Here is a 19,789-nt window from a genome sequence, read left to right as displayed (position 1 = left end):
ATCTCACTCAGCGGTATGCTTACATGCAAAAGAAATCCATTTACGTTGCCTATACCGGCGGTACTATCGGTATGCAGCGCTCTGAACAGGGTTACATCCCGGTATCCGGCCATTTACAACGTCAACTGGCGCTGATGCCTGAATTCCATCGTCCTGAAATGCCCGATTTTACCATTCACGAATACGCGCCTTTGATTGATTCTTCGGATATGACGCCGGAAGACTGGCAGCACATCGCCGATGACATTAAGCAGAATTACGATCTTTATGATGGCTTCGTGATTTTGCATGGTACGGATACCATGGCGTTTACCGCTTCCGCTTTGTCTTTTATGCTGGAGAATCTGGCTAAACCGGTCATAGTGACAGGGTCACAGATTCCATTGGCGGAGTTGCGTTCCGATGGGCAAACCAACCTGTTGAACTCGCTGTATCTGGCGGCAAACTATCCGGTTAACGAAGTGACCCTGTTCTTCAATAACAAACTGTTTCGCGGCAATCGCACCACCAAGGCTCATGCCGATGGTTTCGACGCCTTTGCCTCACCCAACCTATCGGTGTTATTGGAAGCCGGGATACACATTCGCCGCGTAACTTCGGTCATCTCTCCGGCCAGTAACGGTCCGTTGATCGTGCATAACATTACGCCGCAGCCCATTGGGGTCGTGACTATCTATCCGGGGATTTCCGGCGCGGTAGTGCGCAACTTCTTGCTACAGCCGGTCAAGGCGCTGATTTTGCGTTCTTACGGCGTGGGTAATGCCCCGCAGAAAGCCGAACTGTTGGATGAGCTGAAACATGCCAGCGAACGTGGCATTGTAGTGGTGAATTTGACTCAGTGTATTTCTGGTCGTGTGAATATGGACGGCTATGCCACCGGTAATGCTCTGGCTCATGCTGGCGTGATCAGTGGATTTGATATGACCGTAGAAGCGGCGTTGACCAAATTGCACTATCTGCTCAGCCAGCCGCTGGATGCCGACCAAATTCGCCAATTGATGCAACAGAACCTACGTGGTGAATTAACCGATGTCGGTTAATCTTCGGAGCCTGAATGAAAACCGCCCTGCTTTTAATTGATTTACAGAATGATTTTTGCCCCGCTGGCGCATTGGCTGTCACCGATGGCGATAAAGTCATCGGGGTAGCGAATCAGGCTATCGAACTGTGCCAAAAACGGGATTATTCGATTATTGCCAGTCAGGATTGGCATCCGGCAAACCACCGCAGTTTCGCCGTTAACTCCAATGCGCAACCGGGAACGATTGGCGATCTGAATGGACTGACGCAAGTGTGGTGGCCAGTACACTGCGTGCAGCATCAACCGGGAGCTGATTTTCATCCCCACCTGAACAGTTCAGCTATTCAACAAGTATTTCGGAAAGGTCAGGACCCCGAGATAGACAGCTACAGCGCGTTCTTTGATAACGGTCGACGGGCAAAAACGGCACTGGATGACTGGTTAAAAGCGCAGAGTATTAACCGTCTGCTGGTCATGGGTTTAGCCACCGATTATTGCGTTAAATACAGCGTGTTAGATGCTCTCACCCTGGGCTATGAAACCTGGGTGATTACCGAAGGCTGTCGCGGTGTTAACCTGCAACCGCAAGACAGTGAGCTGGCGTTGATTGAAATGCGGAGCGCCGGTGCGCAATTAGTCTCATTGTCACAGATAGCCGAACGGCTTGACGGAATTAGATAAGCTCTAAACATGATAGGGTTGAGTTGTACAGTTAGACGCTTCGCAGCAGGTTACCCGAAATGATGCGGCAGGAGTGATGAGGTTTACAATTGGGTTCGCTACCAGATGGTCAAAACGGCGTACCCTCTGAAAGGCGATTATCTGCCGTATAGCTGAGTTTAGCCGCGCGATAACCAGGCTAATGCGGCGACTTATAACGCTGCCGTGGGTCTCGCCGGGAACAGACAGTGCCGGGAGAGTTAAAAAGATTTTAAGAACAGGCCAGACATTGCATGTTGCCGTTAAGACGGGAATGAAGTTACCCGCATGAAGTCAGAGCAAAATGTAAAAAGTACCCGCATAAAAAGGCTGCTGGTCACCTTAAATGACCAGCATTAGGCGGAATGGCCCGTTTCGCTTTTGTATGCTCGCCAGTGTGGTTCCGGCTCTCGCCTGAATTATTGCGCTTTAATCTTAATCAGCGGCTGCTTGGCAAACTGCTGTTTAAGCTCCTGCTTACTCTTCATCACGATCTGGCCGTCGGTGCCAATACTCATATGTTGAGCGTCTGTGTTATGCCGGGCTTGCCACAACATAACCATTTGCAGACTGTTCTCTTTTTGTTCTGCCGTCAGGGCTACACCATCGGGCCATTTCCCTAACTCCACCGCCTGCGACAAACGCTGGTAAATTTCCGGCGTCATGGAGGCAATCAAATCATCAAGCTCCATTGGGCATTCCTAAGTGAATAATTTGCTGAATCGTTTTTTCAGCAAAATTGCAAATTAAAAATACGTCGAGATAAAGGTTCAACCCGCTATCTGTTCGCCACTCTCATCGTCAACAAAATTCAGCGAGGCCGAATTGACACAGTAACGCTCGCCGGTTGGCTGCGGGCCGTCGGGGAACACGTGGCCCAGATGAGCGTCGCAGTGACCACAGCGGATCTCTACCCGATGCATATTATGTGAATAATCATCAATATAGCGAATAGAGTCGGCGGCGATAGGTTCGTAAAAACTGGGCCAGCCGCAGCCGGAATCAAATTTGGAATCGGAGATAAATAGCGGTTGCTGGCAGCATAGGCACTGATACACCCCGGTGCGCTTATTGTGCAGCAGTTTGCCGGAAAATGGCGCTTCGGTTCCGTGGTTCTGCGTAACATGACGCTGTATATCAGTCAGTTGCTCAAGAGGTTTTGTAGGGTTTTGTTCTTTAGCCATTTGTGCGGTTCTCTGACAAGGAATAAAGTCAACGAAAACAAGGTGTAATAATAACAAAAAATTAACAACAAAGCAGCAGATTTTAGCCTAGACTCTATCCCATTCCGGTTTGAAGTGCGTTAATGTGATAAAAATCGCAAAATTTACCGCCCCGCCCTTTAAACTTGTGGGTTCGCCCCAATATAGAAATGTGGCCAATGGTTTCAGGAATGTGTGATTAATGTGCAAACTCGCTCGTTTGGTTTGATTTGCAGCAAGAATTGACACGATTCCGCTTGACGCTCGGTGTGGTTTTTGTAATTTTACAACCAACCTTTTATTCACTAACAAATAGCTGGTGGAATATATGACTATCAAAGTAGGTATCAACGGTTTTGGCCGTATCGGTCGCATTGTTTTCCGTGCTGCTCAAGAACGTTCTGACATTGAAATCGTTGCAATCAACGATTTGTTGGACGCGGATTACATGGCATACATGCTGAAGTACGACTCTACCCATGGTCGTTTCGACGGTACTGTAGAAGTGAAAGACGGCCACCTGGTTGTTAACGGTAAAACCATCCGTGTTACCGCAGAGAGAGATCCGGCTAACCTGAAGTGGAACGAAGTCAATGTTGACGTTGTTGCTGAAGCGACTGGTCTGTTCCTGACTGACGAAACGGCTCGTAAGCACATCGCTGCTGGCGCGAAAAAAGTGGTTCTGACTGGCCCTTCTAAAGACGACACCCCAATGTTCGTTATGGGCGTTAACCACAAGTCTTATGCTGGCCAAGAAATCGTTTCTAACGCTTCTTGCACCACTAACTGCCTGGCACCACTGGCTAAAGTTATCAACGACAAATTCGGTATCGTTGAAGCGCTGATGACCACTGTTCATGCAACTACCGCAACTCAAAAAACCGTTGATGGCCCGTCTCACAAAGACTGGCGCGGCGGCCGCGGCGCATCCCAGAACATCATCCCATCCTCTACCGGCGCAGCTAAAGCTGTAGGTAAAGTGATTCCAGAACTGAACGGCAAACTGACCGGTATGGCGTTCCGCGTTCCTACTCCTAACGTTTCTGTTGTTGACCTGACTGCACGTCTGGAAAAACCCGCTTCTTACAAAGAAATCTGTGCTGCAATCAAAGCAGCTTCAGAAGGCGAGCTGAAAGGCGTTCTGGGCTACACCGAAGACGACGTTGTATCTACCGATTTCAACGGCGAAAAACTCACTTCAGTATTCGATGCTAAAGCAGGTATCGCGCTGAACGACAACTTTGTGAAACTGGTTTCTTGGTACGATAACGAAACTGGCTACTCGAACAAAGTTCTGGACCTGATCTCCCACATCTCCAAGTAATGGATTGATGTCGAAATCAGTAAAAACCGCCTTCGGGCGGTTTTTTTATGCCCCTAGCCTCCCCCGGTTCTCTGCCTCAATGCCGATAAATTTGCGCAATATCAATGATTAATCTGCTACATATAAGCCGTAGGTAAAAACAGAAAAGCTTGTGATACTATCGATAATCTGAGGTTCAACGAATAACTGCCACTTTTCAATTAAGGCCAAATTAATGAACGAGAAAGTTTTTAGTCTGCCCGTTGTTGAACAAATCTCCCCTTATATCAGCCAACGTCAACTGGACAACCTACCCGTTGTGGTCGTTTCTCACCCTAAAGTACGCGCCGCCGTTGCTCTGCAAGGTGCGCATCTGCTGGCATGGCAGCCTAGCGGTGAACAACCGGTTATTTGGCTAAGCAACAATACCGCATTTACCGACGGCGTAGCGATTCGCGGCGGTGTACCTATCTGTTGGCCTTGGTTCGGTCCAACGGCGCAGCCTTCCCACGGTTTCGCACGCATTCTGCCGTGGACACTGACCGCGCACGATGAGAATGATAACGGCGTGATGCTGACTTTCACGCTGAAAGACAGCGACGAAACCCGTAAATACTGGCCACATGCCTTCACGTTAATCGCTCGTTTCAAACTGGGCGTTGAATGTGAAATGGAGCTGGAATCCCACGGGGATTATCAGGCTGCCGCCGCCCTGCATACTTATTTCCAAATCGGGGATATCAGCCAGATTAAAATTAGTGGCCTGGGCGAGAAGTACATCGATAAGGTATTGAAAATCAACGACGCCGCTCAAAGCGGCGACCTGGTCTTTAACGGCCAGACAGATCGGGTTTATACCCAACCGGAACCTTACAGCCTGATTAAAGACCCGGCGCTGAAACGAACCATTGAGATTCATCATCATCACCAAAGCGACGTTGTTGCCTGGAACCCAGGCCCTGAGCTGTCTTGCAGCATGCAGGATATGCCAAATGATGGCTACAAAACCATGGTTTGCGTTGAAACTGCGCGAGTCAGTCAACCCATGGTCGCGGCCGATGAAGCGCCTGCTCGCCTTGCAATGACAATTCGCAGCCGCAAAAACGCCTAACAACGCCGCCGCACGCAATATCAGTACGTTAAAATGGAGCCTGGTGCTCCATTTTTATATGGGTCTATGCCTTGTAGCAGATAACCACATATATTCGTATGTATATGGCGACTTTCTTGCGCTCAGCAGCTATTGCATCGGTGAAATTGATTTCAAAAGCGTAGAGATTGTCGTTTTAATATGCGAATAGCCGATTCATAAATCGCTCTTTAGCCGGTTTCGGGGAACATAAATTCATCACTGTTTATTCCATCATTTCCTTTCCATTAAATACTTCAATTTTACTCTCTGAATCTACACTTTAGAATTTATAATTTGTATTTAGACTGGTTTCGATAATCCCCATCCATTCGGCTAATGCGTTAATGTAATGAAAGCCAAAACCTTTAAATTAATATGCGTCCTGTGTAGCATATCACTGAAAATAATAATCAGCGGGACTCGTAACTCTCCCGAGAATGATCATCATGAATTAACGAAGCGTCCTGATGACATAAACCAACTGGGTGAAATAAATAAAATAATAACTTTCTTTTGGTATCCAGTACCTTAACCATTTACCTACCTGATTAACTTATCCGTTTTAGTCTGAGTAAATAGACAACAGGATACATCCAGATTATTGGTAAAATATGGGATAGGAGATTCGCCGTTTAATCGAACGCAGAAATAGCTATGAGAACCCATTAAGTCTAAAAAATAGAATAGGGTTCCTGAAAACTCTTCGTTCAAACGGTTCGCCAATATAGAAATTCAATCCATATCAATACGATTATTAGCATTAAACGAATTGTTCTTCAAAAAATCTAAGGCGTGCCTGCGAATAGGCCATTCGCGCTAGGGAAATGATAAGAGGAAGCGTCAGTTAAGCGTTAAATTAACCAAAATCAGGGGCCTGCTGGCCCCTGTCATTCTATCTGATTATATTAATCAAAAAGTATAGGTCACACCGGTCCAGACGATACCGGTATAGGATTTATCAACCATTGGGCTGTCTTTAACTTCGCTCGACAGTTGAATATAACGGCCAAGGAAGAATGCATTCCAGCTAGCGTTAATTTGATAATGTGCAGACAACTCAGCATAAGGCGACCAGCTATCACTCGGCTCATAAGCGCTCAAAGTGCTACGCGCAGCTTCGTTACCACTCACGCCGTAGTAATATTTGTTCTGGTTTTTGCTGTTCCAGGTTACACCCACACCCGGCGTCAACAACCAGTTGTTCAGTTGGAATTTATACAGGTAAGCCACATCCCCGATCAAACCGTTACTGTTATCCAGCATGTCCCCCGAAATCGCGGTGCGAATAATTCCCCAGTCTTCGGTATGAGCATAAGACACGCCAGCCATTAACGTGCCGCGACGTTTGTCTAACTGCTTCATGCGCCAGTCGTCGCTATCATTCGGTCTGAAGTTTAACGGCAGAAAGTAAGCGTCCAGAGTCAGGCGGTTGCTATCATCACGCCACAGGTAATAACCGGCAGCCAGAGTACGGAAATAAAAATCATCACCTTCGTAATTGATCACAGGAACCGGATAAACGCGATCCTGTTTGCCCAAATACGGATCCGGGCTAACTAAGGCGGAAGCCCCTAAAGACCAGGTACCGGCATGTGCAGCACTGGCACAGCTAATGGCGATGGCTGCAGCAGCCAAAGTTTTTAGTTTAAAGGTTTTCACAAATTGTCTATTCCATATGTAAACAAATAATTAGTTGCCTTAGTGTAAAGCAACTGTTGGCTTTCTGCTGGAACTTTACATAAATTCAGGCAAAAACTCCGTGATTTATAAAGGAAATGCCTATTACCAAACCGGTAACATTTTCAATCACAGTGCGGTTTACGGCTGCAATTAGCCAAGCAATTATAGTAACTAGTGAAAATTATTGTTACTCTTCTGCGGATAAAAATGATGCTATCGCATCAATCTCTAAGCGCCTTTCTTTCCCGTCCTCAGATTATCGACCTACGACATCAATCCCGACGCTCATTCCAACCTTAGACCGAAAGCCGCAGTCTGACGCTGCGGATTGATTACAAAGATAAATAGGTTGCGATAGATTTGACCGCTGTTAACAGAAAGTAAGTAAAATTTATGTCGTTTTGATTACACCAGTATACCGGCACTTTCCCAGAATAAAAAACCAGCAAGAATCATAATTCAATCAGTTAACCCCGTAATATTAGCATAATACTCTAATTAAGTACCTTCCCTCACCGCAGAATTGGTCAATCTATCGCCATGGCCAACTTGACCTTTAGAACAGACGCGACCATAACAATAAGGTAGTAGTTTCAAAATTTTAACCCAATAAAGCCCTACTACTTTTTTATGTTCCCAACCATTCAAACAGGACGGGCATGCTATGAACATATTTGATCACTATCGCCAGCGCTATGAAGCGGCCAAAGACGAAGAGTTCACTCTGCAGGAGTTTCTTACTGTCTGTCAGCAGGATCGCAGTGCTTATGCCAACGCGGCCGAACGTTTGCTGATGGCTATTGGTAGCCCCGTGATGGTCGACACTGCGCTGGATTCACGCATGTCTCGGCTATTCTCCAACCGGGTTATTGCCCGATACCCTGCGTTTGAAGAATTCTACGGCATGGAAGAAGCCATCGAACAAATCGTTTCCTATCTGAAACATGCGGCCCAAGGGCTGGAAGAGAAGAAACAGATCCTCTATTTATTAGGTCCGGTGGGCGGGGGTAAATCCTCTCTGGCCGAAAGACTAAAAGCCTTGATGCAGCTCGTACCCATCTATGTGCTCAGCGCCAACGGCGAGCGCAGCCCGGTTAACGATCATCCGCTGTGCCTGTTTAATCCGCAGGAAGACGCGGCCATTCTGGCGAAAGAGTACAATATTCCTAACCGTTATCTCGGCACCATCATGTCGCCGTGGGCCGCCAAACGTTTGCACGAATTCGGTGGCGATATCACTAAATTTAAAGTGATTAAAGTTTGGCCTTCGATTTTGCAACAGATCGCCATTGCCAAAACCGAGCCGGGAGATGAAAACAATCAGGACATCTCCGCTCTGGTTGGGAAAGTGGATATCCGTAAGCTGGAAAATCACGCGCAAAACGACCCCGATGCCTATGGTTATTCTGGTGCATTATGCCGCGCTAACCAAGGGATTATGGAATTCGTTGAGATGTTCAAAGCGCCGATTAAAGTCCTGCATCCCCTGCTGACGGCCACGCAGGAAGGTAACTATAACGGTACTGAGGGTATCTCTGCCCTGCCATTCAACGGCATCATCCTGGCTCACTCCAACGAATCGGAATGGGTCACTTTCAGAAACAACAAAAACAATGAAGCCTTCCTCGACCGCGTATACATCGTCAAGGTTCCTTACTGCCTGCGGGTTTCAGAGGAAATCAAGATTTACGACAAACTGTTGGAACACAGTGAGTTAACCCACGCGCCTTGCGCGCCAGGAACGTTGGAAACGCTGGCTCGTTTCTCTGTCTTATCGCGTCTGAAAGAGCCGGAAAACTCCAGTATTTACTCGAAAATGCGCGTGTACGACGGTGAGAGTCTGAAAGATACCGATCCTAAAGCCAAGTCTTATCAGGAATATCGTGATTATGCCGGCGTGGATGAAGGGATGAACGGCCTATCTACTCGTTTCGCCTTTAAAATTCTGTCGCGCGTATTTAACTTCGATCACGCGGAAGTGGCGGCCAACCCGGTGCACCTGTTCTATGTTCTGGAACAGCAAATCGAGAGGGAACAATTCCAGCAGGACGTGGCTGAGAAGTATCTGGAGCACCTGAAAGGTTATCTGATTCCGAAATACGCCGAATTTATCGGTAAAGAAATTCAGACCGCCTATCTGGAATCCTACTCTGAATACGGCCAAAACATTTTCGACCGCTACGTTATCTATGCCGATTTCTGGATTCAGGATCAGGAATATCGCGATCCGGATACCGGTCAACTGTTCGATCGCGAGGCACTGAACGCCGAACTGGAGAAAATCGAGAAGCCAGCGGGTATCAGTAACCCGAAAGATTTCCGTAACGAGATCGTTAATTTTGTTCTGAGGGCGCGGGCTAATAACAATGGCCGTAATCCTAACTGGACCAGCTACGAAAAATTACGCACGGTCATTGAGAAGAAAATGTTCTCTAATACCGAAGAGTTACTGCCAGTCATCTCTTTCAATGCGAAAACCTCAACGGATGAGCAGAAAAAACATGATGACTTTGTCGACCGGATGATGGAGAAAGGTTATACCCGCAAGCAAGTTCGCCTGCTGTGTGAATGGTATCTGCGGGTAAGAAAATCTTCATAACCCGTTTGCCGATACAGTTCGGCATAACAGGTATAAACCCAATAGATTTCAAGCGGCAGCTTGAGAAATAACGGGGCTCCCCAAGAGATTTCGGGCGGCGGCAAGGCGGCAATTGAACACCCCCCAGTCATTTAGCCCGCTAAGTGACTGGGGTGAAGGAAAGCCGCCAACGCAACAACCGTTCGAAAGATGAAGGTGAGATTCAGGTCGATCGGATTCGGGGGACTTATGGGCTACTTTATTGACAGGCGACTTAACGGCAAAAACAAAAGCATGGTTAACCGCCAACGCTTTTTGCGTCGTTATAAGGCGCAGATTAAACAGTCGATTACCGAGGCCATCAACAAACGGTCTGTGACTGACGTAGACAGCGGCGAATCGGTTTCCATCCCTATCGACGACATTAACGAACCGATGTTTCATCAGGGACGCGGTGGCGCACGTCACCGGGTTCATCCTGGTAACGACCATTTTGTGACTAACGATCGGGTTGAACGCCAGCAAGGTGGCGGCGGATCGGGCAGTGGTCAGGGAAACGCCGGTAAGGATGGTGAAGGCGAAGATGATTTTGTCTTTCAGATCTCCAAAGATGAGTATCTGGATCTGCTATTTGAAGATCTCGCCCTGCCCAATTTGAAAAAGAACCAATATAAACAGCTGACTGAATTTAAAACACATCGCGCGGGTTACACGGCAAATGGGGTTCCGGCCAATATCAGCGTGGTGCGTTCACTGCAAAACTCGCTGGCGCGTCGTACCGCGATGACCGCAAGTAAACGGCGGTTGATGCATCAGTTGGAAGAAGAATTAGCTTTACTGGAAAACTCAGAACCGGCTCAGTTGCTGGAAGAAGAGCGTCTGAGAAAAGAAATTGCTGAATTACGGCAGAAAATCGAACGGGTTCCTTTTATTGATACCTTCGATTTACGCTACAGAAACTATGAACGTCGTCCTGAACCTTCCAGTCAGGCGGTGATGTTCTGCCTGATGGACGTTTCCGGCTCAATGGATCAACCGACCAAGGATATGGCTAAACGTTTCTATATTCTGCTGTATCTGTTCCTGAGCCGGACGTATAAAAACGTAGATGTGGTGTATATTCGCCACCATACGCAGGCTAAGGAAGTTGACGAACAGGAGTTTTTCTACTCGCAGGAAACCGGCGGCACCATTGTATCCAGCGCCTTAAAGTTAATGGATGAAGTTATTCAGGAACGTTATGACCCGGTGCAGTGGAATATTTATGCCGCTCAGGCGTCGGACGGCGATAACTGGGCTGATGATTCGCCGCTATGTCGCGAGATTCTGGCGAAAAAGCTGCTCCCTCTGGTGCGTTATTACAGCTATATAGAAATCACCCGCCGCGCACATCAAACCCTGTGGCGGGAATACGAGGCTTTGGAAGCACAATTCGATAATTTCGCTATGCAGCATATTCGCGAACCGGAAGACATTTATCCCGTGTTCCGGGAACTGTTCCACCGGCAAACCGCCGAAAGTTGATTGATCAGAAAAATACAAACCGGCCAAACATCAGCCGGTTTTTTTATCTCTTCAACGCTGTAACTACCCTGCTTATTCCTATGAAAATCAGCGGATCTAACCTCGTTCACCTACAGCAGTTGACTGATATTTAACTCTTCCATTAAACGGTAATTATCTGAGTAATCCACCGGAATCGCGATCACGGCGGGGCCGTCAACGTCCATAGCCTGACGCAGTTTGGCGGTTAATTCATCAGCAGATTCAACGGCAAAACCTTTGGCACCGAAGGATTCCGCATACATTTTGAAATCTATCGGGCCGAAACTGACGCCGGAAGGACGGTGGTATTTTTTCTGCTCTTGGATTTCAACCATGTTATACCCATTATCCACCCAAATAATGTGCAACAAATTACTCTTCAACCGCACCGCCGTTTCCAGCTCCATGCTGGATTGCATAAAGCCACCGTCCCCAGAAACCGACACCACTTTTTGATGAGGATTTACCAACGCGGCGGCAATCGCCCAGGGTAAGGCTACCCCCATGGTTTGCTGGCCGTTAGACATCAAAATCTGCCGCGTACGGAAACTATACAAATAACGTGCAATCCAGATATGGAAACTCCCCATATCCACGCACAGCGTCACGTCACTGTTAACAATATCCTGCATCGCACGAACTAATCTCAAAGGATGAATAGCAAAACCGTTCATGCGTTCGGCTCGGTTGGCCAAATCACGGCGCTGGCGACCGCGTTCTTCCAGCACAGCCTCGGTCTGTGAGGTCAGGATTAACGAACCGTTCAGCCGTTTGGTCAGCTCATCCAGCGTGGTGGCTATATTCCCCACCAGCTCTTTTTCCGGTTGATAGGCAATGTCAATTTCCGCCGGTAATACATCCAGATGGATTAAGGTAGCGTGGCCGCTGTTCCACAGCGCCGGATCGTACTCCACCGGGCTATAACCAACGGTGAGAATCACATCCGCCTGTTGCAGTAACTTATCACCGGCCTGATTATTAAACAGCCCAACCCGACCCGCAAAACGATCGAAATGCGCCTGATCGATAACCCCAGCCGCCTGATAAGTGCTGGTAACCGGCAGTTGGCTATGGCGCAGCAGGCGTCGCACCGCCTCGGCGTTGGCCGGTTGGCTCGCCATTAAACCTAGTAACAATATGGGATTCTTGGCCTTATTGAGCAGTGCCGCAACGTCGACGATATCTTCCGTCCGCGCACTCCCGTTAACCGGGCAAGGCTGATGAGCCAGAATACGGCTGGTTACCGGCTCATTAATAATATCCTGCGGTAGGCTCACAAAGGCGGCGCCTGGTCGACCAAACTCTGCGGTTCTGAAGGCGTTTCCCATAACTTCCGGCAATGCGCTCGCGGCGGTCACTTCCACGCTAAATTTGGTGACTGGCCGGAAAATGCTGACGGTATCCATGCTTTGGTGAGTGATTTTCAGGCTATCCGCCCGTTTCACCGCACCGCCGATAGCGACCACCGGATCCCCCTCCGACGTTGCGGTGGCCAGCCCGGTCACCAGATTTGAACAACCTGGGCCAGAAGTCACCAATGCCACGCCGGCCTTACCGGTTAAACGGCCAATGGCTCCAGCCATAAAAGCGGCGTTGGCTTCGTGGCGTACCACTATGGTTTCAATCGTAGAATCTTCCAGTGAATCAAATACCCGATCAATTTTCGCGCCCGGAATACCGAAAACCTGCTTAACACCTTGTTGCTCCAGATGATTCACCACCAGATCGGCACCGCATTTCCATTCCTGCATTTCAATTTCATGACTCATGACGTTGTCCTTTGTTACCGCTCTCATTACCCATCAGGGGGAATTAACTTTCTACCGCGCGAATCGCTGTATCGAGATTCAACGGCGTCAAATCTGCTTTCAGGAAGTCATTGTCCTGCGGTAAATCAATCACCAGCTTGGTCAACGTGCCGAAAGTCAGCTCTCCGTTTTCCAGTTGATAATCAAGTACATGGCCGCCACCGCTGCGGTCATCGGTAATAAAATGCTCGTGGTAACCCGCGACATTAATGCCTTGGGTATAAGCCGGGCTGCGAAATCCGATAATCACGCCGCTGCGATGCTCGAATTCAAACGTCGGCTGTTCGGCAATGGCTTCGAGCATGGGTTTATAAGGGCGCTGCTGACGCGGTACGGTGCGGGTTTCAACGTGGCTAAACTTGCCATCGATACGCAATGCGCAGAACAGATTATCGGTCTCGGTCACATCATCAATCACATTGTGAATCTGCTGGCGGCTCATTTTATGCTCAAAACAACGTTTTTCCGTCGGCTGGAAGAAGGTCATCACTGCGAAGGGCGTTTTCTGCTCAGGCTGGGCGCTACGGGCGCTACCGTCCGAACGCAATTGATAAATTTCGCTGTTGAACGCCACTAACTCCCCATCGAGATTGTTGAAGGTTCCTAATCCAAAGTCACCGTGCTGAAGCAGCTGCTTCATGGTGATATTGCCTTCGTAAACACCACTAATTAGCGCACTCATCAATGAGGTTTGGTACAAAACACACTCTGGATGCCCTTTCTGATGGGCAATGAAGCTCTGCGCAATCGTCTCTGCACATGAACATACTGGGTGGTCTTGTTTAATCATGTCGCTCTCCCTCTTATCTGTAACATAAATTACACTTATGTTTAGTTATAAGGTTGACGCCAGAACGACATAAGTACCAATATAGGAACCTCACTATTTTGATATCAAAAATATATGGAACATCGTTATCTGCGTTACTTCGTTGCCGTCGCTTCTACTCGGCACTTTACCCGGGCAGCTGAAAAGCTCGGCATCTCGCAACCGCCGCTGAGTCAGCAAATTCAAAAGCTGGAACGAGAGATAGGTACGCCGCTGTTACATCGGTTAAGCCGGGGAGTTGAACTGACGGAGGCCGGTGAGGCTTTCTATGCCGACGCCCTTCATATTTTGCAATTGACGGATGAAGCGGTTGAGCGAGCCAAAAGCATCGCCCGAGGGGAAACGGGAAAACTACAGGTTGGATTTGCCAGCTCCACCGCTTTCCAACCGGCGGTTTTATCCTTGTTGCACCGCTATCGAGAAACCTTTCCCGCGGTCATTTTATTGCCTAGCGAAGAAATCATGCCGGTGCTGATGAACGATTTACACAGCGAACGCATTGACGTGGCTTTTATTCGCCAGCCTTGTAGCGCCAGTACCGAATTTACCTGTGAGGTGCTAGTGGAAGAAGATATGGTGCTGGTGCTGCCCGCCAATCATCCTCTGCACCATTGTGCCAAAATCAGCCTGCGGGATTTACAGCATGAAAAGCTGATCACCTTCCCAAGGGAAGTTGGCCCCGGCTTGTTTGATGCCATTATGAACGCCTGTTATCGCGCCGGATTTGAGCCAGAACTGGGGCAGCAATCGCCACAGTTGGTTTCCGCCATCGGCATGGTCTCAGCCGGATTTGGTATCACCGTAGTGCCGCGTTCACTAACAACCATTCATGCAAACAATGTTACCTACCATGAAATTGATGATGACCAGCTAAAAACCCAGATTACGCTGGCCTGGCGCCGCCACGAGCGCTCCACCGCGGTCGTGAATATGGTGAATTTGCTACGGCGTGGCGGATAATCCGGCGATTATGTTTCGTGAATTTGCGCAAAACGTTCGGCGAGGAAGTCCAATAGGCTACGAACCGAAGGCAGCAACCCGCGACGAGACGGAAATACCGCATGAATAATTTCCGGTTTGGGTGCCCAATCCGGTAGCAGGCGAATCAACGCCCCACTCTCTAGTTGCTCCCTGACCATCATCAGCGGCAATTGCACCACGCCAACGCCAGCCAGCGCGGCACAGCGCAACGCCACCATATCGGCAGTAATAAACCGAGGCTGATGATTAACCGCCGCGTGAGCATCATTTGGGCCTTGCAAATTCCAGACAAAATTCTGCTGCGGTTGCCCTAATCCTAAACTGGGGATGCCGGTCAGATCTGCCGGTGATCGGATTTCATCGCACTGCGCCAGCAACGCCGGGCTGGCAACCAGACTCTGGCAACGATCGGCCAGCACCCGCATCACTAAATCGCTGTCCTCAATCGGTCCAGGCCGTACTCTTATCGCAATATCAATAGCTTCCGCCACCGGATCAACCCGGCGATTCGTGGCTTCCAAATGCACGCTCACATGAGGGCAACTGGCCATGTAATCCGCCAGCATCTGGCTCACGTTCGCCTGCAACAACGCCACCGGACAGGTGACTCTGACCACGCCACGTGGCTCAGCGCGGGTTAACTCAATAGACTCCTGCGCCGCTTTGGCCTCCACCAGCATGGCTTTACAGTGCTCATAATAGGTTTGGCCGATCTCCGTCACCGCAAAACGTCGGGTAGAACGCTGCACCAAGCGAACGCCCAATCTGTCCTCAAGCAGCGCCAAACGGCGGCTGAGTTTGGATTTAGGCATACCCAGCACTCGCGCGGCTGCGCTAAAACCACCGTGATCGACCACCTGAACGTAGTAATAAAGATCGTTGAGATCTTGCATAGTCACCTTATTGTTCATTTAATAGGACAGTGATGTGCTATTTTGCTATCTACCGCTTAAATTATCCTAAACCTATACTTTATCCAATACAGCAACCTACCTGTTGTAAGGAGATTATGATGAAAAAAGTACTAGGTGTTTACACTGCGCCACGTTCCCACTGGGTTGGCGACGGTTTCCCGGTTCGTTCTCTGTTTTCGTATCAAAGCCATGGCAAGCAGCTGAGTCCGTTCTTGCTGCTGGATTATGCCGGTCCGCAGGATTTTAAACCGAGCAATCACCCGCGTGGCGTAGGGCAACATCCGCATCGCGGTTTTGAAACCGTCACCATTGTGTATCAAGGTGAAGTCCAACATCGTGACTCAACCGGTAAAGGCGGCGTTATCGGGCCCGGCGATGTGCAATGGATGACCGCAGGCTCTGGTATTTTACACGAAGAGTTTCACTCCGAAGCCTTCAGTAAAAGCGGTGGCCCGCTGGAAATGGTTCAGCTGTGGGTGAACCTGCCTGCCAAAGATAAAATGGCCGCACCTGGATATCAGGCGATCCTGAGTCAGGATATTCCGCGCGTTGAACTGCCGGATAACGCCGGTCGTGTTCGGGTCATAGCCGGTGAGTTCGACGGCCATACCGGGCCTGCCAAAACCTTTTCACCGCTGAACGTTTGGGATATGCGGTTGAATCAGGGCAGCGTCAGTGAAATTTCTCTGCCGGAAGGCTGGAATACCGCACTGATCGTCTTGCACGGCACCATTATGGTGAATGGCGAAAGCATTGGTCGCGAAGCGGAAATGGTCTTGCTGGATTCAGCGGGCAGCCATCTGACCATTGAAGCCAACAATAATGCCGTCTTGGTATTGCTCAGCGGCGAACCGATCAATGAACCTATTGTCGGTTACGGGCCTTTTGTTATGAACAGCGAGCAGGAAATCAAAAATGCCATTAAAGATTTTAATGGCGGACGTTTCAGCTCTATCGACCATTAAAATCTTTGATGGCCGATATCTCAGCCCCGCCGGCCTTTTTAGCGCTGGCGGGGCTTATTCTTTCCATCAACGTAATAAAAACGCAATAATTTAATGAGTTACAAACAATGGTTATCTTTTTAGCCGGTTTTTCTGCGTTATTAGCTGTCGACAACAAGCATTCATTTAACTTTTAATTAGTCGATAAAAAGCGACAGATTGAATACGCATTAAAAACTCTAATTAATTTATAAATATTGCACTATATTTACTCTTTATGACCATGGGGTTTCTCTCCTAAGGTAGGTTAAATACACGCTAAACAGATTTAAAAAAATCTACTTGTCGTTGTACAAAGTCTGTTCTTTGGGGAAATGACTTTATTATATTTAATTTCTTTGTCAGTTATCCTATTCTGTTTCTATATAGATAGTGATATTTGATTTACATATCCGATGATTTTAGTTTAATGATACAACGGCCTAGGCGCTTCTATTGCTACAGGAATCCTCATGAGCCATTTAAATGACCCTTTCCCCACTGAAAAAGATCTGTCTGCGTACAGTGAACATGAGGCGCTGTTGCAAGCATTAAATCTTTCTCTGGCTATTATCGAATTCGATCTTAACGGCGTGGTAGTCAATGTTAACCAGAACTACCTTGATTACTTTGGTTATCAGCGTGACGAAGTCATCGGACAGTCCCATAAAATGTTCTGTAAGCCCGATTTTATCGGGAGCAAAGAGTATCACGCCCTGCGTAAAAGCCTGCGCGCTGGCCAGTCTCTGGAAGGTCGCTTTGAGCGGCGACATAAAGACGGCTCCCCGGTATGGCTCGCCGCGATTTATCAGCCGGTTCCGGGTCGCGACGGTAAAACCGCCAAAATGGTCAAAATCGCCAAAAATATCACTCAGCAGGTGGCGCTGGAATCCTCAACCCATGAATGGGTACAGCTGCTGACCGAACTGACCGACCGCAGCGATAGCGCAATGTTTATTGCCGGTGGCAGCGATGACGGTCAGCTAACCTTGTATATTAATCAGGGTTTTACCAAACTATTCGGTTACAGCGCACAGCAGGCACTGGGGCAACCGATTGCTGCCCTATTACAAAATAAACCGCCTTCCTCATCGATATCGGCTTCGTCCGACGACCTTCACCAAACGTTGCAGCCGGAAGAACTGTTTTATAGTCAGGACGGCCAGCCTCATTGGTGCTCGGCAACCATAAATTCGGTCTATGACGAACAGGGGAAAGCCAGTTATACCATTGGCGTACTGACGGATATTACCCCGACCAAAATATATGAAGTACTACAATATAAGGTATTGGAATCCTTAGTGTTAGAGCGCCCGCTGGATGAAGTGCTGAATATGTTTTGTCTCGAGATTGAACGCATTGCGCCGGAAGTCGTGGTGAGTATTCTTCAGGCGCGGGATGATAATACCTTACAGCATTTGGCGGCTCCCAGTTTGTCACCACACTACACCGACGCACTGCAACGGGTGCCCATCGGCCCGCACAGCGGCTCTTGTGGTACTGCAGCCTATCGCAAAGAACCGGTATTAGTGGACGATATCGCCAACGACCCTTTGTGTCGTCGCCTCCGTCATATTTTGCTGCCACTCGGATTATTAGCCTGTTGGTCTAGCCCTATTTTATCCAGCCAGGGAGAAGTGCTGGGAACTTTTGCCTTCTACTTTCGCGAAAAACGCGGCCCTAACGCCTTCCACCATAAGTTAGTCAAACTGTCCACTAACCTGTGCGCGCTGGCGCTGGAAAGAAAACAGTCACGGATGAAAATCCAGCAACTGGCGCTGTATGACTCACTGACCGGCCTGCCTAATCGCGCCCAGTTCCTCAACCATGCTCATCAGGCAATTAGTCAAGCTGAAGCGCAAGGGCAATCGCTGGTCGTATTAGTGATTGATATCGACCGCTTTAAGCAGGTAAACGATTCATTGGGTCAGGCTGCGGGAGATGAATTGCTGTGTACCATTGCCCAACGATTACGCGGGGATATGGCCAAACACGATATCATTGGCCGTTTATCGGGGGACGAGTTCGTCCTGATTCTAACCGCTTTTGACGTTGATAAAACCACGCTACGAGTCGAGAAACTGCTGGGTTGCCTGTCACAGCCCTGCCAGATTGCCGGGGTGACCATTATTCCTTCTGCCGGAATAGGTATTAGCCTGTATCCAGATAATGGCAAAGAAATCAATACGCTGCTGCACAATGCAGATGCTGCCAAGCACAAGGCTAAAGAGATGGGCCGTGGACAGTTCCAGTTCTTCAGCAGAGAAATGAACCAGCTAAATTTACAGCGTCAGGCGCTGGAAGGCGCGCTGCGTCAAGCGGTTCATCTCAATACCCTGCAGCTCTATTATCAGCCACAGGTCAGACTTCACGATAGTCAACTTTACGGCGTAGAAGCCTTAAGCCGATGGCATCATCCAACGCTTGGGGAGATCCCGCCGCAGCGTTTTATTCCATTGGCCGAAGAATGCGGGTTAATTAATGAACTCGCGCTGTGGACTATTAATGAAGCCTGTCGTCAGTTGGCGGAATGGCGCCTGCGTGGCCTTGATGTACCGTCTATTTCCGTTAATTTATCACCAACCAATTTCCATAATTTAGGGCTGCCGGATATCATCGCCCACATTCTGCAACGCTACCATCTGCCACCGCAGGATTTAACTTTGGAAATTACCGAAGATATTCTGATTGATAATAATCCCAGTATTTTTGCCACCCTTCATAAGATCCATAAGCAGGGCGTCAGGTTATCAATGGATGACTTTGGCACCGGCTATTCCAGCCTGAGCTATCTACGTCGACTGGAATTAGATGAAATCAAGCTGGATAAGAGTTTCGTAAACGATCTGGAGCACGATGAAACCAGCAGAACGCTTAGCGAAGCGGTAATCCGCATTGGTGAAAGCCTGCAACTCTCCGTCGTGGTAGAAGGCGTGGAAACCGAAGCGCAACGCAACTTGCTCAGCCGTCAGGGTTATCTCATCGGGCAGGGATATCTGTTTTCCGAACCGCTGGATGCTTCCGCCATGGAACAATGGGTCATTGCTCACGCGTCAAGCTGATGGGGTTACTCATCAGCCTAACGCGGGTTAACTCACTCCACTACCATAAATT

15 protein-coding genes are annotated in these 19,789 nt (G+C 48.7%); 9 read left to right on the top strand and 6 right to left on the bottom strand.

Features of this window, described 5'->3' with window-relative positions; genetic code table 11:
* Positions 1-23 precede the first annotated feature (23 nt).
* Entirely contained in the window at positions 24-1,040 is a 1,017-nt protein-coding gene (gene ansA / locus ACQ4OC_RS02960) for an asparaginase (protein ID WP_120805441.1), read from the top strand.
* A 14-nt stretch (positions 1,041-1,054) separates the two neighbouring features.
* Positions 1,055-1,702 carry a bifunctional nicotinamidase/pyrazinamidase gene (gene pncA, locus ACQ4OC_RS02955; RefSeq protein ID WP_064513564.1) on the top strand — a complete coding sequence of 216 codons (648 nt, stop codon included), beginning with the start codon at positions 1,055-1,057 and terminating at the stop codon, positions 1,700-1,702.
* A gap of 437 nt (positions 1,703-2,139) precedes the next feature.
* Here pncA and ACQ4OC_RS02950 read toward each other — a convergent pair whose 3' ends face one another.
* Both ACQ4OC_RS02950 and msrB read right to left on the bottom strand, forming a co-directional pair.
* Positions 2,140-2,412 carry a YeaC family protein gene (locus ACQ4OC_RS02950; protein ID WP_064513562.1) on the bottom strand — a complete coding sequence of 91 codons (273 nt, stop codon included), beginning with the start codon at positions 2,410-2,412 and terminating at the stop codon, positions 2,140-2,142.
* A 78-nt stretch (positions 2,413-2,490) separates the two neighbouring features.
* On the bottom strand, positions 2,491-2,904 hold the full coding sequence (msrB, locus tag ACQ4OC_RS02945; protein WP_064513560.1) for a peptide-methionine (R)-S-oxide reductase MsrB: 414 nt from the start codon (positions 2,902-2,904) through the stop codon (positions 2,491-2,493).
* 346 nt (positions 2,905-3,250) lie between these two features.
* Here msrB and gapA point away from each other — a divergent pair, with 346 nt between their 5' ends.
* Together gapA and ACQ4OC_RS02935 are read left to right on the top strand one after the other, a co-directional pair.
* The gene (gene gapA / locus ACQ4OC_RS02940) at positions 3,251-4,246 is read left to right on the top strand and encodes a glyceraldehyde-3-phosphate dehydrogenase (RefSeq protein WP_004875218.1); all 996 of its coding nucleotides are present in this window, start codon (positions 3,251-3,253) and stop codon (positions 4,244-4,246) included.
* 214 nt (positions 4,247-4,460) lie between these two features.
* Positions 4,461-5,336 carry a D-hexose-6-phosphate mutarotase gene (locus ACQ4OC_RS02935; RefSeq protein WP_120805439.1) on the top strand — a complete coding sequence of 292 codons (876 nt, stop codon included), beginning with the start codon at positions 4,461-4,463 and terminating at the stop codon, positions 5,334-5,336.
* A 930-nt stretch (positions 5,337-6,266) separates the two neighbouring features.
* On the opposite strand, the gene ACQ4OC_RS02930 is transcribed toward ACQ4OC_RS02935, so the two are convergent.
* Positions 6,267-7,016, bottom strand: coding sequence for a MipA/OmpV family protein (locus ACQ4OC_RS02930; protein WP_084414286.1), 750 nt, complete (start codon positions 7,014-7,016; stop codon positions 6,267-6,269).
* A gap of 685 nt (positions 7,017-7,701) precedes the next feature.
* On the opposite strand from ACQ4OC_RS02930, the gene yeaG reads away from it, so the two are divergent.
* Positions 7,702-9,636 carry a protein kinase YeaG gene (yeaG, locus tag ACQ4OC_RS02925; RefSeq protein ID WP_049598161.1) on the top strand — a complete coding sequence of 645 codons (1,935 nt, stop codon included), beginning with the start codon at positions 7,702-7,704 and terminating at the stop codon, positions 9,634-9,636.
* A 228-nt stretch (positions 9,637-9,864) separates the two neighbouring features.
* Positions 9,865-11,139 carry a YeaH/YhbH family protein gene (locus tag ACQ4OC_RS02920; RefSeq protein ID WP_064513555.1) on the top strand — a complete coding sequence of 425 codons (1,275 nt, stop codon included), beginning with the start codon at positions 9,865-9,867 and terminating at the stop codon, positions 11,137-11,139.
* A gap of 110 nt (positions 11,140-11,249) precedes the next feature.
* Here ACQ4OC_RS02920 and alsS read toward each other — a convergent pair whose 3' ends face one another.
* Together alsS and budA are read right to left on the bottom strand one after the other, a co-directional pair.
* Positions 11,250-12,929: an acetolactate synthase AlsS gene (gene alsS / locus ACQ4OC_RS02915; RefSeq protein ID WP_120805437.1), complete on the bottom strand. Its 1,680-nt coding sequence runs from the start codon at positions 12,927-12,929 to the stop codon at positions 11,250-11,252.
* Between the two features lie 43 nt (positions 12,930-12,972).
* Positions 12,973-13,758 carry an acetolactate decarboxylase gene (gene budA / locus ACQ4OC_RS02910; protein WP_064513551.1) on the bottom strand — a complete coding sequence of 262 codons (786 nt, stop codon included), beginning with the start codon at positions 13,756-13,758 and terminating at the stop codon, positions 12,973-12,975.
* 114 nt (positions 13,759-13,872) lie between these two features.
* On the opposite strand from budA, the gene ACQ4OC_RS02905 reads away from it, so the two are divergent.
* On the top strand, positions 13,873-14,757 hold the full coding sequence (locus ACQ4OC_RS02905; RefSeq protein WP_120805435.1) for a LysR family transcriptional regulator: 885 nt from the start codon (positions 13,873-13,875) through the stop codon (positions 14,755-14,757).
* Positions 14,758-14,765: 8 nt separating this feature from the next.
* Here the strand turns inward: ACQ4OC_RS02905 and ACQ4OC_RS02900 are convergent, their stop codons facing one another.
* Positions 14,766-15,671: a LysR family transcriptional regulator gene (locus ACQ4OC_RS02900; RefSeq protein WP_064513547.1), complete on the bottom strand. Its 906-nt coding sequence runs from the start codon at positions 15,669-15,671 to the stop codon at positions 14,766-14,768.
* 119 nt (positions 15,672-15,790) lie between these two features.
* On the opposite strand from ACQ4OC_RS02900, the gene ACQ4OC_RS02895 reads away from it, so the two are divergent.
* Entirely contained in the window at positions 15,791-16,657 is an 867-nt protein-coding gene (locus ACQ4OC_RS02895) for a pirin family protein (protein WP_064513545.1), read from the top strand.
* A 491-nt stretch (positions 16,658-17,148) separates the two neighbouring features.
* Positions 17,149-19,737, top strand: a complete 2,589-nt coding sequence (locus tag ACQ4OC_RS02890; RefSeq protein WP_120805433.1) for a sensor domain-containing protein — start codon at positions 17,149-17,151, stop codon at positions 19,735-19,737.
* The last annotated feature ends 52 nt before the right edge of the window (positions 19,738-19,789 follow it).

Origin of the sequence: Yersinia sp. J1, assembly GCF_050586585.1 — a bacterium.
Classification (GTDB): domain Bacteria; phylum Pseudomonadota; class Gammaproteobacteria; order Enterobacterales; family Enterobacteriaceae; genus Yersinia; species Yersinia entomophaga.
The sequence above is the reverse complement of the archived record's forward strand: the minus strand, read 5'-3'. Positions and strand labels throughout refer to the sequence as shown.

Excerpts from the sequence above, each read along its gene's own strand:
- ACQ4OC_RS02895 (WP_064513545.1), top strand. The coding sequence starts at position 15,791 with ATGAAAAAAGTACTAGGTGTTTACACTGCGCCACGTTCCCACTGGGTT.
- ACQ4OC_RS02905 (WP_120805435.1), top strand. The coding sequence starts at position 13,873 with ATGGAACATCGTTATCTGCGTTACTTCGTTGCCGTCGCTTCTACTCGG.
- budA (WP_064513551.1), bottom strand. The coding sequence starts at position 13,758 with ATGATTAAACAAGACCACCCAGTATGTTCATGTGCAGAGACGATTGCG.
- ACQ4OC_RS02900 (WP_064513547.1), bottom strand. The coding sequence starts at position 15,671 with ATGCAAGATCTCAACGATCTTTATTACTACGTTCAGGTGGTCGATCAC.
- ansA (WP_120805441.1), top strand. The coding sequence starts at position 24 with ATGCAAAAGAAATCCATTTACGTTGCCTATACCGGCGGTACTATCGGT.
- ACQ4OC_RS02935 (WP_120805439.1), top strand. The coding sequence starts at position 4,461 with ATGAACGAGAAAGTTTTTAGTCTGCCCGTTGTTGAACAAATCTCCCCT.
- ACQ4OC_RS02920 (WP_064513555.1), top strand. The coding sequence starts at position 9,865 with ATGGGCTACTTTATTGACAGGCGACTTAACGGCAAAAACAAAAGCATG.
- alsS (WP_120805437.1), bottom strand. The coding sequence starts at position 12,929 with ATGAGTCATGAAATTGAAATGCAGGAATGGAAATGCGGTGCCGATCTG.
- yeaG (WP_049598161.1), top strand. The coding sequence starts at position 7,702 with ATGAACATATTTGATCACTATCGCCAGCGCTATGAAGCGGCCAAAGAC.
- ACQ4OC_RS02890 (WP_120805433.1), top strand. The coding sequence starts at position 17,149 with ATGAGCCATTTAAATGACCCTTTCCCCACTGAAAAAGATCTGTCTGCG.
- msrB (WP_064513560.1), bottom strand. The coding sequence starts at position 2,904 with ATGGCTAAAGAACAAAACCCTACAAAACCTCTTGAGCAACTGACTGAT.
- gapA (WP_004875218.1), top strand. The coding sequence starts at position 3,251 with ATGACTATCAAAGTAGGTATCAACGGTTTTGGCCGTATCGGTCGCATT.
- pncA (WP_064513564.1), top strand. The coding sequence starts at position 1,055 with ATGAAAACCGCCCTGCTTTTAATTGATTTACAGAATGATTTTTGCCCC.
- ACQ4OC_RS02950 (WP_064513562.1), bottom strand. The coding sequence starts at position 2,412 with ATGGAGCTTGATGATTTGATTGCCTCCATGACGCCGGAAATTTACCAG.